This window comes from Streptomyces sp. NPDC005799, from assembly GCF_040630525.1.
GTDB lineage: Bacteria > Actinomycetota > Actinomycetes > Streptomycetales > Streptomycetaceae > Streptomyces > Streptomyces griseorubiginosus_B.
On sequence record NZ_JBEXXQ010000003.1, the window covers coordinates 220,772 to 233,461 of the forward strand.

General features: G+C 72.1%; 13 protein-coding genes. 11 read left to right on the plus strand and 2 right to left on the minus strand.

The window, feature by feature from the left end; genetic code table 11:
• Positions 1-76: 76 nt before the first annotated feature.
• The 4 genes from bioB (at position 77) to ABZ453_RS04685 (ending at position 4,071) form a co-directional block, all read left to right on the plus strand.
• Entirely contained in the window at positions 77-1,264 is a 1,188-nt protein-coding gene (bioB, locus tag ABZ453_RS04670) for a biotin synthase BioB (protein ID WP_359011524.1), read from the plus strand.
• Positions 1,257-2,537 carry an adenosylmethionine--8-amino-7-oxononanoate transaminase gene (locus ABZ453_RS04675; RefSeq protein ID WP_359011526.1) on the plus strand — a complete coding sequence of 427 codons (1,281 nt, stop codon included), beginning with the start codon at positions 1,257-1,259 and terminating at the stop codon, positions 2,535-2,537. The genes bioB and ABZ453_RS04675 overlap by 8 nt, the downstream gene beginning before the upstream one ends.
• A gap of 1 nt (position 2,538) precedes the next feature.
• Positions 2,539-3,261, plus strand: a complete 723-nt coding sequence (gene bioD, locus ABZ453_RS04680; RefSeq protein WP_359011528.1) for a dethiobiotin synthase — start codon at positions 2,539-2,541, stop codon at positions 3,259-3,261.
• Positions 3,262-3,363: 102 nt separating this feature from the next.
• Positions 3,364-4,071: a class I SAM-dependent methyltransferase gene (locus ABZ453_RS04685; RefSeq protein WP_359011530.1), complete on the plus strand. Its 708-nt coding sequence runs from the start codon at positions 3,364-3,366 to the stop codon at positions 4,069-4,071.
• Here the strand turns inward: ABZ453_RS04685 and ABZ453_RS04690 are convergent, their stop codons facing one another.
• Complete coding sequence (locus ABZ453_RS04690; protein WP_133047586.1) at positions 4,072-4,446, minus strand: fic family toxin-antitoxin system, toxin component; 375 nt, start codon at positions 4,444-4,446, stop codon at positions 4,072-4,074.
• A 4-nt stretch (positions 4,447-4,450) separates the two neighbouring features.
• Positions 4,451-4,690, minus strand: coding sequence for a toxin-antitoxin system HicB family antitoxin (locus ABZ453_RS04695; RefSeq protein ID WP_133047585.1), 240 nt, complete (start codon positions 4,688-4,690; stop codon positions 4,451-4,453).
• Between the two features lie 204 nt (positions 4,691-4,894).
• Between ABZ453_RS04695 and ABZ453_RS04700 the strand changes: the two genes are divergently transcribed.
• The 7 genes from ABZ453_RS04700 (at position 4,895) to ABZ453_RS04730 (ending at position 12,689) form a co-directional block, all read left to right on the plus strand.
• A complete protein-coding gene (locus ABZ453_RS04700; RefSeq protein WP_359011533.1) occupies positions 4,895-5,719 on the plus strand; it encodes an ABC transporter ATP-binding protein in 825 nt (274 codons plus the stop codon).
• A gap of 4 nt (positions 5,720-5,723) precedes the next feature.
• Complete coding sequence (locus ABZ453_RS04705; protein ID WP_359011535.1) at positions 5,724-8,291, plus strand: FtsX-like permease family protein; 2,568 nt, start codon at positions 5,724-5,726, stop codon at positions 8,289-8,291.
• A gap of 247 nt (positions 8,292-8,538) precedes the next feature.
• Positions 8,539-8,964, plus strand: coding sequence for a GNAT family N-acetyltransferase (locus ABZ453_RS04710; protein ID WP_359011762.1), 426 nt, complete (start codon positions 8,539-8,541; stop codon positions 8,962-8,964).
• Positions 8,965-9,141: 177 nt separating this feature from the next.
• Positions 9,142-10,485: a hemolysin family protein gene (locus ABZ453_RS04715; RefSeq protein ID WP_359011537.1), complete on the plus strand. Its 1,344-nt coding sequence runs from the start codon at positions 9,142-9,144 to the stop codon at positions 10,483-10,485.
• Positions 10,482-11,495 carry a hemolysin family protein gene (locus ABZ453_RS04720; protein ID WP_359011539.1) on the plus strand — a complete coding sequence of 338 codons (1,014 nt, stop codon included), beginning with the start codon at positions 10,482-10,484 and terminating at the stop codon, positions 11,493-11,495. Before ABZ453_RS04715 ends, ABZ453_RS04720 begins: the two co-directional genes overlap by 4 nt.
• Positions 11,496-11,558: 63 nt before the next feature.
• Complete coding sequence (locus tag ABZ453_RS04725; RefSeq protein WP_359011541.1) at positions 11,559-12,341, plus strand: SGNH/GDSL hydrolase family protein; 783 nt, start codon at positions 11,559-11,561, stop codon at positions 12,339-12,341.
• A gap of 6 nt (positions 12,342-12,347) precedes the next feature.
• The gene (locus ABZ453_RS04730) at positions 12,348-12,689 is read left to right on the plus strand and encodes a DUF4326 domain-containing protein (protein ID WP_359011543.1); all 342 of its coding nucleotides are present in this window, start codon (positions 12,348-12,350) and stop codon (positions 12,687-12,689) included.
• Position 12,690 lies beyond the last annotated feature (1 nt).

Below are 12,690 nucleotides of genomic sequence, written 5' to 3' on the forward strand. Positions count from 1 at the left end.
CCACACACGGCGAAGTGCGGCTCTTGTTCAATCTCTCCTTGGCCCGGGACGGGTCGGTAAGACAGGATCGGCTCTCATGGACCTGCTGAACACGCTGGTGGACAAGGGGCTTCGGCGCGAGCTGCCGACCCGCGAGGAAGCTCTGGCCGTCCTCGCCACTTCCGACGACGACCTGCTCGACGTGGTAGCCGCGGCCGGAAAGGTGCGCCGGCACTGGTTCGGCCGGCGGGTGAAACTGAATTACCTCGTCAACCTCAAGTCCGGCTTGTGTCCCGAGGACTGCTCCTACTGCTCCCAGCGCCTCGGGTCCGACACGGGCATCCTCAAGTACACCTGGCTCAAGCCGGACGAGGCCTCCAAGGCCGCGGCGGCCGGCCTGGCGGGCGGCGCCAAGCGGGTGTGCCTGGTGGCGTCCGGGCGCGGTCCGACCGACCGGGACATCGACCGGGTCGCGGGCACCATCAAGGCGATCAAGGACCAGAACGAGGGCGTCGAGGTGTGCGCCTGCCTGGGTCTGCTCTCCGACGGCCAGGCCGAGCGGCTGCGCGAGGCGGGCGCGGACGCCTACAACCACAACCTCAACACCTCGGAGTCGACGTACGGGGACATCACGACCACGCACACCTACGCCGACCGCGTCGACACCGTGACCAAGGCGCACGCGGCCGGTCTGTCGGCCTGCTCGGGCCTGATCGCCGGGATGGGCGAGAGCGACGAGGACCTGGTCGACGTCGTGTTCTCACTGCGCGAGCTGGACCCGGACTCCGTTCCGGTCAACTTCCTGATCCCGGTCGAGGGCACCCCGCTGGCCAAGGAGTGGCACCTCACCCCGCAGCGCTGTCTGCGCATCCTGGCGATGGTGCGGTTCGTCTGCCCGGACATCGAGGTGCGCATCGCGGGCGGCCGCGAGGTCCATCTGCGCACCCAGCAGCCGCTCGCCCTGCACCTGGCCAACTCGATCTTCCTCGGCGACTACCTGACCACCGAGGGCCAGGCCGGCCAGGCCGACCTGGAGATGATCGCGGACGCCGGGTTCGAGGTGGAGGGCACCGACCAGGTGACCCTGCCGGAGCACCGGGTGACGGCCGGCGGCGGCTGCGGCTCGCACGAGAGCGCGGGCTGCGGCTCCCACGACGGCGCCGGGTGCGGCTCGCACGAGGCCGGCGGGGTGTGCGGTACGGCGGCGGTCGCGGCCGAGCCCCGCACCGACCTGGTCGCCGTGCGCCGCCGCGGTGCCGGAACGGACCTCGCGCCCAATGCCTGACCTGCCCGTCCCCGAGCTGCTGGAGCTGGACCGGCGGCACGTGTGGCATCCCTACGGGCCGATGCCCGGCCGGGCCGAACCGCTCGTCGTGGAGTCGGCGAGCGGGGTGCGGCTGCGGATGGCGGACGGCTCGGGCGAGCTGGTCGACGGCATGTCGTCCTGGTGGTCGGCGATCCACGGCTACAACCACCCGGTGCTCAACGAGGCCGCGCGCGAGCAGCTCGGCCGGATGAGCCATGTGATGTTCGGCGGGCTCACCCACGAGCCCGCGGTACGCCTCGCGAAGCTACTTGTCGACATGTCTCCTGACGGTCTGGAGCATGTCTTCCTCGCCGACTCCGGCTCGGTGTCGGTCGAGGTGGCGGTCAAGATGTGCCTGCAGTACTGGCGTTCCCTCGGGCGGCCCGCGAAACAGCGGCTGCTGACCTGGCGCGGCGGCTACCACGGCGACACCTGGCAGCCGATGTCGGTGTGCGATCCCGAGGGCGGGATGCACGAGCTGTGGACCGGGGTGCTGCCGCGCCAGGTGTTCGTCGACGCGCCCCCGGCCGAGTACGAGGAGGCGTACGCCGAGAAGCTGCGCTCCGCCATCGCCGAGCACGCCGACGAGCTCGCCGCCGTCATCGTCGAGCCGGTGGTGCAGGGCGCGGGCGGGATGCGGTTCCACTCCCCCACCTATCTGCGGGTGCTGCGCGAGGCGTGCGACGCGCACGACGTGCTGCTGGTCTTCGACGAGATCGCGACCGGTTTCGGCCGGACGGGCGCCCTGTTCGCGGCGGAGCACGCGGCCGTCACGCCGGACGTGATGTGTGTCGGCAAGGCGCTGACCGGCGGCTACCTGACCATGGCGGCGACCCTGTGCACCGCGCGGGTCGCCGACGGCATCTCGCGGGGCGAAGTCCCGGTACTCGCCCACGGGCCGACCTTCATGGGCAACCCGCTGGCCGCCTCCGTCGCCTGCGCCTCGATCGGGCTGCTGCTCGGCCAGGACTGGCTCGCGGAGGTCAAGCGCATCGAGGCGGGGCTGCGGGAAGGGCTGGAACCGGCGCGTGAGCTTCCGGGGGTGCGGGACGTACGGGTCCTGGGCGCCATCGGGGTCGTGCAACTGGACCACGCCGTCGACATGAAGGCCGCCACGGAGGCGGCCGTGCGCGAGGGCGTGTGGCTGCGGCCCTTCCGCGACCTGGTCTACACGATGCCGCCGTACGTCACCGGGGACGCGGACGTGGCACGGATCGCGCGCGCCGTGTGCGCGGCGGCGCGGGAGGGTTGAGATGCCGGTACTGGTGATCACGGGCACGGGGACCGAGGTCGGCAAGACGATCACGACGGCCGCGGTCGCCGCCGCCGCGGTCGCCGCCGACCGCTCGGTGGCGGTGCTGAAGGCCGCGCAGACGGGGGTACGGCCGGACGAGCGCGGGGACGCGGACGAGGTGGCCCGGCTGGCGGGCGATGTGACGGCTACCGAACTGGCCCGCTTTCCCGAGCCGTTGGCACCGGCCACGGCCGCGCGGCGGGCCGGGATGACGCCGGTGCGTCCGCAGGACATCGCGGAGGCCGCCGCCAAGCTGGCCGCCGAGCACGATCTGGTGCTGGTGGAAGGCGCCGGCGGACTGCTCGTGCGGTTCGACGAGGCGGGCGGGACCCTGGCGGACGCGGCGCAACTGCTGCGGGCTCCGGTGCTGGTGGTGGCGACGGCCGCTCTCGGCACCCTCAACACCACGGAACTGACGGCGCATGAACTGCGGCGCCGGAGCGTGGAGTTGCTGGGGGTCGTCATCGGCGGCTGGCCGGACTCCCCCGATCTGGCGATGCGCTGCAACATCACCGACCTGCCGGACGTCGCCGGAGCCCCGCTGCTGGGCGCCCTCCCCATGGGGGCCGGCTCCCTCGCACCGGCCGACTTCCGCGCGCAGGCACCGGGTTGGCTCGCGTCACGGCTGGACGGCACCTGGGACGCTGAGGCGTTCCGGACGCGGGAGGCGCCCCAGCCGTAGGGGACCGGGCCGCGACTTCGTCCGGTGACCGGCCACAGAGGGGTGTATCGGGCCCGTTCGGGGGACAATCGCCCCAAGGCCCGTCCTGCGGAGGAGGTCCCCATGCCACTACGGTCCCCCGGCTCCGGCTCCGTGAAGGCGGCCCGGGATCCCGTGCACCACCCGCTGTTCGCCCGCTACTACGTCCGGGTCAGTGTCTTGGCCGAGACCCGAATGGGGATGGGCGCGATCCGTGACCGGCTGCTGGCGGGGCTCTCGGGCCGCGTCATCGAGATCGGCGCGGGGAACGGGCTCAACTTCGCGCACTATCCGAGCACCGTGTCGGAGGTGGTCGCGCTCGAACCGGAGCGCAGTCTGCGGCAGTTGGCGGTCGAGAACGCCCTGCGCGCCGAGGTGCCGGTCGACGTCGTGCCGGCCACCGCGGAGGCGCTGCCGGTCAAGAGCGAGGCCTTCGACGCGGCGGTGGTCTCGCTGGTGCTGTGCAGCGTGCGGGACGTGCCCAGGGCGCTGGGCGAGGTACGGCGGGTGCTGCGGCCCGGTGGAGTCGTGCGGTTCTTCGAGCACGGCCGGGGTGGCGGTCCGGCGATGACCCTCACCCAGCGGCTCCTGGACCGCACGCTGTGGCCGCCGCTCAACGGCGGCTGTCACCTCGCCCGCGACCCGGTCGCCGCCCTGCGCGCCGCCGGGTTCGAACTCGGCCCCTACCGGCGGCTGCTGATGCCGGAGTCCGGACCGACCCTGCCCACCTCGTACTGCGTGCTGGGCACGGCCTGGCGGCCGGCGGCCGGGGAAGCGGCCGCGGACACGTGATCAGACCGTCCACTGGCGCAGCTCGGCGGCGATGTCGTACACCGTCGCCTCGCCGCTCTTGACCAGCCGGGCCAGTTCGCGGACCTGCACGGGCGAGGTGGCCACCTTCAGGCCGCTGGCGACGAGATAGGCGTAGGCGACGGCCGAGGCGAACAGGGCGTTGGAACGCTCCAGCGCCGGGACGTGGATGAGGAGTTGGAGCAGGGAGGCGGCGCGCGCGTGCGGGCTGTCGTAGACGGGCACGTCGAATATCTCCGCCTCGTGGCGGGCGACGGCCGCGACGAGGGCGCCCCAGTCGGTGACCTGGGGATCCCCCGGTGTGTTCTGTTCGGCGAGCATGAGAAGCCAGGCGAGGTCGATTCTGAGGTTGCTCAAGGGATCAGCGGCGACCTTCGCGCGTGCCCTCGTTCTCCCCGCCGAACTCGTCCGCGAAGACCGACTCGTACTGCTTCATGAAGTCGGCCGCGGCCTCGACGAAGGTGTGCCCCACTTCGCCGGTGTCCTGTCTGACCAGTTCCTCTATGTAGCGGTTGACGCTCATCCCGCGGGCCAGGGCGCGCTCGCGGGCGGCGCGGGCGGTGCCCTCGTCCACTCTCACGTTCAGTTGCGTCTTCGCCATACCTCGAAGCTAGCGCCGAGGCGCTAGCGCGGCAAGAGGCACGTGCCCTCCTGCCCAGGGTGGAGGATGCCCCTTACACCGGTACCGGGGGCACGACCTGGGGTGGAGACCGGCCCGACCGCAAGGGGGATACCGGGTGTGGGCGGGATCACACTACGCTCGGCCGGGACGCGGGAGTCGGCACGTCCTGAGGAGGAAGCGGCCTTGTCCACATCTGCTGCGGAGCACGCCCCCGGCCAGGCGCCGGCCGACGGGATCGCGGCCCGCGCCCGCGGGCTGACCAAGGCGTACGGCTCGGGCGAGACGACGGTGCTGGCCCTGGACTCGGTGGACGTGGACATCGCACGCGGCCGCTTCACCGCCGTCATGGGCCCATCGGGCTCGGGCAAGTCCACGCTGATGCACTGCCTCGCGGGCCTGGACACGGTCTCGGCGGGTCAGGTGTGGCTCGGTGACACCGAGATCACGGGGCTGAAGGAGCGCGAGCTGACCCGGCTGAGGCGGGACCGGATCGGGTTCATGTTCCAGTCGTTCAACCTCATCCCGACGCTCAACGCGGCCGAGAACATCACCCTGCCCATGGACATCGCCGGCAAGAAGCCGGACGAGAAGTGGCTGGACCAGGTCATCGACACCCTCGGTCTGCGGGACCGGCTCAAGCACCGGCCCTCGCAGCTGTCCGGCGGCCAGCAGCAGCGTGTGGCCTGCGCACGGGCGCTGGCCTCGCGGCCCGAGCTGATCTTCGCCGACGAGCCGACCGGCAACCTGGACTCGCGGGCCGGCCTGGAGGTGCTCGCCTTTCTGCGCCAGGCCGTCGACGAGCTGGGGCAGACCGTCGTCATGGTCACCCATGACCCGGGGGCCGCCGCCCACTCCGACCTGGTGCTCTTCCTCGGCGACGGGCGCATCGTGGACGAGATGGAGCGACCCACGGCGGAGGCCGTACTGGAGCGGATGAAGCGGTTCGACGTCATCCGCAGCCAGGTCGGCGACAAGGACGAGGGCGCGGACACGGACGGACGGGAGTAGGCCGGTGCTCAGGGCGACGCTGCGGAGCTTCCTCGCGCACAAGGGCCGGCTGCTGCTCTCGGCGCTCGCGATCATCCTGTCCGTGGCCTTCGTCGCGGGCAGCCTGATCTTCTCGGACACGGTGACCCGCACGTTCGACCGGCTCTTCCACTCCACCGCCGCCGACGTCACCGTCTCGCCCAAGGAGGACCTGAAGTCCTCCGTGCCCACCGGCGAGACCCGGACCGTGCCCGCAGAGCTGGCGCGGCGGCTGACGCGGGTCGACGGCGTCAGGTCGACCCACGCGGAGGTGGGCGTCCAGAACGTCACGATCGTCGACCGGCACGACAAGTCGGTGGGCCCCACCACCGGCGCACCCACCATCGCCACGGACTGGTACCTGACCGACCGCAGCCCCGTGCGGCTGACCTCCGGTCATGCCCCGCGCGGCGCGGGCGAGGCGCTGCTCGACGCGGACACCGCCGACAAGAGGCACGTGCGGATCGGCGACCCGCTCACCGTGATGGCCCAGCCGGGCACCTTCCGCGTCCGGGTGGTCGGGATCGCCACCTTCACCACCACCAACCCGGGGGCCGCCCTGGTCTACCTCGATCCCCGGGTGGCCGCCGCCAAGCTGCTCGGCTCACCCGACCGGGCCACGAGCATCTCCGTGTTCGCCGCGAAGGGCGTGACCGACCCCCAGCTCAAGCGGCGCGTCACCGCCGTGACCGGCACCCGCGACTACGACGTACGGACGGCGGGTGAGCAGGCCAAGTCCTCGGCGGCGCAGCTGGGCGGATTCCTCGACGTCATCAAGTACGTGATGCTCGGCTTCGCGGGCATCGCGGTCCTGGTCGGCGTCTTCCTGATCGTCAACACCTTCTCCATGCTGATCGCCCAGCGCACCCGTGAACTCGGGCTGCTGCGTGCCCTGGGGGCCGACCGGCGGCAGGTGCGCCGCTCCGTGCTCACCGAGGCGGTGCTGCTGGGCCTGGTCGGCTCGACACTGGGCCTGGCGGCCGGGATCGGGCTCGCCGCCGGGCTGATCAAGCTGATGGCCACCTTCGGCATGAACCTCACGACGGCCGAGATGGTCGTCGGCTGGGCGACACCGGTCGCCGCGTACGTCGTCGGGGTCGGCGTCACCTTCGTCGCGGCCTACCTCCCGGCACGGCGCGCCGCCGGCGTGTCCCCGATGGCGGCACTGGCGGACGCCGAAGTGGCGGGCGTCGGGCGCCCCCTGAAGGTGCGTGCCGTGGCCGGGTCCGTCGTCGGGGTGCTCGGGGTGGCCGCGCTGGCGGGCTGCGCCGCGTCCTCGAAGACCGCCTCGGCGGCCTCCCTGCTGGGGCTCGGCGTGGTCCTGACGCTCATCGCGACCGTGATCGCCGGGCCGCTTCTGGTCCGGCCGATGATCCGGGTGCTGGGCGGTGCCTTCCCCGCGCTGTTCGGCTCGGTCGGCCGGATGAGCCAGCGCAACGCCCTGCGCAATCCCCGCCGTACCGGGGCCACCGCGGCCGCGCTCATGGTGGGCCTCGCCCTGGTGGGCGGGATGTCGGTGGCCAGCGCCTCGATGTCCAAGTCCTTCGACCGGCAGATCGACAAGACGCTCGGCGCCGACTTCATGGTGCAGAACAGCAACTTCATGCCGTTCAACCAGGAGATCACCGACAAGGTACGGGCGACGGACGGCGTCCGTCTCGTCGTCCGGGAGCGCTTCACGGCCGTCGCGGTACGGCTGCCGGACGGCAAACGGGTCGAGACCACGGCCGCGGGCTTCGACCCGAGACTCGACGACGTCGCGCACATCACCTACACCCAGGGCGACACGGCGTCCGCGCTGGCCGACGGCGGCATCGCCATGGACGCGAAGTTCGCCGACGACCACCACGTACGTCTGGGCAGCGTGCTGGCCGTCGAGTTCCCCGGCCGGCAGACAACCCGGGTCCGGGTCGGCGCCCTGACCAACCAGGAGGGCTCCAGCGGGTTCGGCACCCAGGGCGGGCTGTACTTCGGCATCGCCACGGTGGAGAAGTACGTGCCGGGCGGGCAGGACACCGTGCTCTACGTCGACAAGGCCGCCGGCACCAGTGCCGACCAGCTGCGCAGGAACCTGGAGACCACGCTCAAGCCCTATCCGCAGGTCCAGGTCCGCGACCAGGCCGACTACAAGAAGCTGATCCACGACCAGATCGCCGTGCTGCTCTACCTGGTGTACGCGCTGCTCGGACTGGCGATCATCATCGCGGTGCTCGGCGTGGTCAACACCCTCGCCCTGTCGGTGGTGGAGCGCACCCGGGAGATCGGGCTGCTGCGTGCCATCGGGCTCGCCCGGCGCCAGTTGCGGCGGATGATCCGGCTGGAGTCGGTGGTGATCGCGGTCTTCGGCGCGGTGCTCGGGCTCGCGCTCGGTCTGGTGTGGGGCGTGTGCACCCAGCAGGTGCTGGCGCTGCAGGGCATGAAGGCACTGGCGATCCCCTGGGGCACGATCGTCGCGGTGGTGATCGGCTCGGCGGTGGTGGGTGTCGTGGCGGCCCTGCTGCCCGCGCTGCGTGCGTCGCGCATGAACGTGCTGGCGGCCATCGCCCATGACTGAAGGAGCCTCCGTCCTGACGACGAGGCGAGGTCATCCCCCGCACGTGCCGCTTCGGCATCGGCCTGATCGGCCCCGCGTCGTGCCCGACGCGACCCTGGAAGAGTCGCTGGAGCCGCCGATCCCGCTGGTGGGCACCGTGGACGAGATCGTCGCCCAGGTGCTGGACCATGGCACGGCCGCGCGGGCGTTGAGCGTCCGGATGCTGGAATTCCGTGTCCCGGCAGGCCGCCGGTGCTGGAATCGCCGTATGACTGAACCGCGCACACGGGCCGCGACATCCGACGACCTCGACACCGTCCTCGCCTTCTGGAAGACGGCCGCCGAGGGCACCAGCATCAGCGACGACCGGGACGGCGTGGAGCGGCTGGTCGGCCGTGACCCCGAGGCGCTGATCCTGGCCGAGCAGGACGGCGAACTGGTCGGCACCGTCATCGCGGGTTTCGACGGCTGGCGCTGCCATCTGTACCGGCTGGCGGTGCATCCGCGGCGGCGCCGGCAGGGCATCGGCTCGGCGTTGCTGGCGGCGGCCGAGGAGCGGTTCGTTCGGCTCGGCGGGCGGCGCGGGGACGCGATGGTGCTGGTCCGCAACGGGACGGCGCACCACGCCTGGCGCGCGGCCGGGTACGAGCCGCAGGAGCAGTGGCGGCGCTGGGTGAAGCCCTTCGCCGACTGACACACTTTGCCCATCCTTTACCATGGGAGGACCCTTCGGTCCCCGCATCGGGGACCACCCGGTCCTGCATGAAAGGTGTGAGCGTCCGCCCATGGGCGAGCCCCCCAGTAGCACGCGCCGTGTCCGACATCGCGCGATCCTCCCCGCCCTGCCCGACGATGGGACGGAGGTGACCCGATGACCGAAGTGCTCCTGCTGCTGGTGGCGATCCTGCTCTCGCTCGCCTGCGGCGCCTTCGTCGCGGCCGAGTTCTCCCTGACCACGGTCGACCGGGGCGAACTGGAGCGGGCCGTGGAGCGCGGCGAGCGGGGCGCCTCGGGCGCCCTGAAGGCCGTACGGAACCTGACGTTCCAGCTCTCCGGCGCCCAGCTCGGCATCACCGTCACCAACCTGGTCGTCGGCATGCTCGCCGAACCGTCCATCGCCAAACTGATCGCGGGCCCGATCCAGTCGCTGGGCCTGTCGCGCTCCGCGGCCGACTCGATCGCCCTGGTGCTCGGTACGGCGCTGTCGACCCTCTTCCTGATGGTCGTCGGCGAGCTGGTGCCGAAGAACTGGGCCATCTCCTCGCCGCTGGCCATGGCCAAGCGGGTGGGCAACGCCCAGCGCTGGTTCAGCGCGGCCTTCCGGCCCTTCATCACCCACCTCAACAACACGGCCAACCGCGTGGTGCGCCGCTTCGGCCTGGAGCCCGCCGAGGAGCTCGCCTCGGCGCGCGGCCCTCAGGAGCTGGCCGCGCTGGCCCGGCACTCCGCGCGGGAAGGGGCCCTGGAAGCGGACACCGCGGAGCTGTTCGTACGGACCCTGAACCTCGCCGACCTGACGGCGGAGAACGTGATGACCCCGCGCGTGCAGGTCATCGCCCTGGACGCCCAGGCCACCTCTGAGGACGTGGCCAACGCGACCCGCGCGACCGGGCTGTCCCGCTTCCCCGTCCACCGCGGCGGCCTCGACTCGGTCGTCGGCATCGCGCACATCAAGGACGTGCTGGCGATACCCGCCGACCGTCGTCCGCGCGTACCCGTCTCCGAGATCATGCGCGAGCCGCTGCTCGTCCCGGAGACACTCACCGTCGACCGGCTGCTCGACCGGCTGTCCGGCAAGCGGACCATGGCCGTCGTGATCGACGAGTACGGCGGCACCGCCGGCGTGGCCACCCTGGAGGACATCGTAGAGGAGGTCGTCGGCGAGGTGCGCGACGAGCACGACCCGCACGAGACACCCGACCTCGCCCCGGCGGGCAGCGACGACGACGGCCGAGCCCTGTACTCGGCCGACGGCTCCGCCCGCGTCGACCAGCTCGCCCGGGTCGGACTCCGGGCGCCCGAGGGACCGTACGAGACGCTGGCCGGCCTCGTCGCGAGCGAGCTCGGCCGCATCCCGGCCACCGGCGACACCGTCGACGTCGCCGGATGGCGGCTGGACGTGGTGGACGCCTCGGGGCGCCGGGCCGCGCGGGTGCTGATGCACGCGCCGTTCGACGACAGCGCCGACCGAACCGTCGAGGAGGGTGGGAAGTGACCGCCGTACAGCTGCTGATCGGACTTCTGACGCTCGTCGTCAACGCCTTCTTCGTCGGCGCCGAGTTCGCGCTGATCTCGGTACGCCGCAGCCAGATCGAACCCCACGCCGAGGAGGGCGACCGGCGGGCCAGGAGCGTGCTGTGGGGTCTGGAGCACGTGTCCGCGCTGCTGGCGGCGGCCCAGCTCGGCATCACGCTGTGCACCCTGGTCCTCGGTGTCGTCGCCGAGCCGGCCATCGCGCATCTGCTTGAGCCGGTGTTCCACGCCGTGGGCGTGTCCAAGGGCGCGGGGCACGCGGTGTCCTTCGTGATCGCGCTCTCCCTGGCGACCTATCTGCACATGCTGCTCGGCGAGATGGTGCCGAAGAACGTCGCGCTCGCGGAGCCGGTGCGCAGCGCGCTGCTGCTCGGGCCGCCGCTGGTCGCCCTGTCCCGCGCCCTGCGTCCGGTGATCTTCACGGTCAACGCCTTGGCCAACACCCTGCTGAGGCTGCTGCGGGTGGAGGCCAGGGACGAGGTCGCGGCGACCTTCTCGGACGCCGAGCTGGCCCGCATCGTGCAGGACTCGGGCGCGGCGGGTCTGATCGACGACCGTGCGCTGGAGCGGCTGAACGACGCCCTGGAACTGGGCCGGCGTCCGGTGCGCGATGTCGTCCTGCCGCTGGAACGCGTCGTCTACGCGCGCGTTGGGGTCACTCCGGAGGAGTTGGAGCGGCTGTCGGCCGAGTCGGGATTCTCGCGCTTCCCGGTCGTCGACGAGGGCCGCCGGATCGTCGGCTATCTGCATGTGAAGGACGCCCTGGACGCCGCCGGCCGGGACGTGCCGTTCCGGGTACGGGACATGCGGCCCATCGCGCGCGTGCGGGCGGCCACCCCGCTGGACGACGTCCTGACGGCGATGCGCGGCAGCCGTACCCATCTCGCCGCCGTGCTCGGTGACGACGGGCGGCTGGAGGGGCTGGTGACCATGGAGGACGTGCTGCGGGAGCTGTTCGGACAGCCCGCCTGACCACGGGCACCGGGAGGCCGACCGACCGGCGGGTATGGCAAACGGGTTACCATCTCATCCGCCATGCAGAAGAACCCCACATACACCAGCCTCGTCGCGGTCGGCGACTCCTTCACCGAGGGCATGTCGGACCTCCTCCCGGACGGCTCCTACCGGGGCTGGGCCGATCTCCTGGCCGGCCGGATGGCCGCCGTGACCCCCGGTTTCCGGTACGCCAACCTCGCCGTGCGCGGCAAGCTGATCGGGCAGATCGTCGAGGAGCAGGTCGACGTGGCGGCGGCCATGCGGCCCGATGTGATCACCCTGGTCGGCGGCCTCAACGACACCCTGCGGCCCAAGTGCGACATGGGCCGCGTCCAAGGGCTGCTGACGGAGGCGGTGGAGCGGCTGGCGCCGTCCTGCGAGCAGCTGGTGCTGATGCGCAGCCCCGGCCGGCAGGGCCCGGTCCTGGAGCGGTTCCGGCCGCGCATGGAGGAGTTGTTCGCCACCGTCGAGGAGCTGGCGGCACGGCACGGCGCCCTGGTCGTCGACCTGTACGGGGCGCCCTCGCTGAGCGATCCACGGCTGTGGGACGTGGACCGGCTGCACCTGACGGCCGAGGGGCACCGCAGGGTCGCCGAGGCGGTCTGGCAAGGGCTCGGCTACGACCCCGAGGACACCGAGTGGCGCACGCCGGTGCCGGCCACCGTGCCGCCCGGCTGGCTCGCCCGGCGCATCGCGGACGCGCGGTTCGCCCGGCAGCACCTGCTGCCGTGGATCGGCCGCCGCCTGACGGGCCGCTCCTCGGGCGACGGCCGCCCCGCCAAGCGCCCGGACCTGCTGCCCTACGAGGGCCCGGTGGCCTAGACGCTCATGGTGACGCGAGTGATCAACCTCAGGGGCCGCATCCACGACTTCGGCCCCCGGCTGGAACTCGCCCCCGAGGGCGTCGTCTACGTCGGCCGCCGCTGGACCCTGGGCGGCTGGGACCTGCCCCGGCACCCGCTCTCCAACCCCTTCGCGTACGACACCTCCGAGCGCCGCCGGGACGGCACCCGCGCGGAGGTGATGGCGATGTACCGGGCGTATCTGCTGGAGCGTCCCGAGCTGCTGGACCTGGTGCCGGAGCTGCACGGCCGCACGCTGGCCTGCTGGTGCGCGCCCGAGCTGTACCACGCGGACGTGCTGGCGGAACTCGCCGACGCCGCACCGTGAC

What these genes read in the sequence shown, in the direction of transcription:
- bioB (WP_359011524.1), top strand. Translation starts at nt 77, where the DNA reads ATGGACCTGCTGAACACGCTGGTGGACAAGGGGCTTCGGCGCGAGCTG.
- ABZ453_RS04675 (WP_359011526.1), top strand. Translation starts at nt 1,257, where the DNA reads ATGCCTGACCTGCCCGTCCCCGAGCTGCTGGAGCTGGACCGGCGGCAC.
- bioD (WP_359011528.1), top strand. Translation starts at nt 2,539, where the DNA reads ATGCCGGTACTGGTGATCACGGGCACGGGGACCGAGGTCGGCAAGACG.
- ABZ453_RS04685 (WP_359011530.1), top strand. Translation starts at nt 3,364, where the DNA reads ATGCCACTACGGTCCCCCGGCTCCGGCTCCGTGAAGGCGGCCCGGGAT.
- ABZ453_RS04695 (WP_133047585.1), bottom strand. Translation starts at nt 4,690, where the DNA reads ATGGCGAAGACGCAACTGAACGTGAGAGTGGACGAGGGCACCGCCCGC.
- ABZ453_RS04710 (WP_359011762.1), top strand. Translation starts at nt 8,539, where the DNA reads ATGACTGAACCGCGCACACGGGCCGCGACATCCGACGACCTCGACACC.
- ABZ453_RS04715 (WP_359011537.1), top strand. Translation starts at nt 9,142, where the DNA reads ATGACCGAAGTGCTCCTGCTGCTGGTGGCGATCCTGCTCTCGCTCGCC.
- ABZ453_RS04725 (WP_359011541.1), top strand. Translation starts at nt 11,559, where the DNA reads ATGCAGAAGAACCCCACATACACCAGCCTCGTCGCGGTCGGCGACTCC.
- ABZ453_RS04730 (WP_359011543.1), top strand. Translation starts at nt 12,348, where the DNA reads ATGGTGACGCGAGTGATCAACCTCAGGGGCCGCATCCACGACTTCGGC.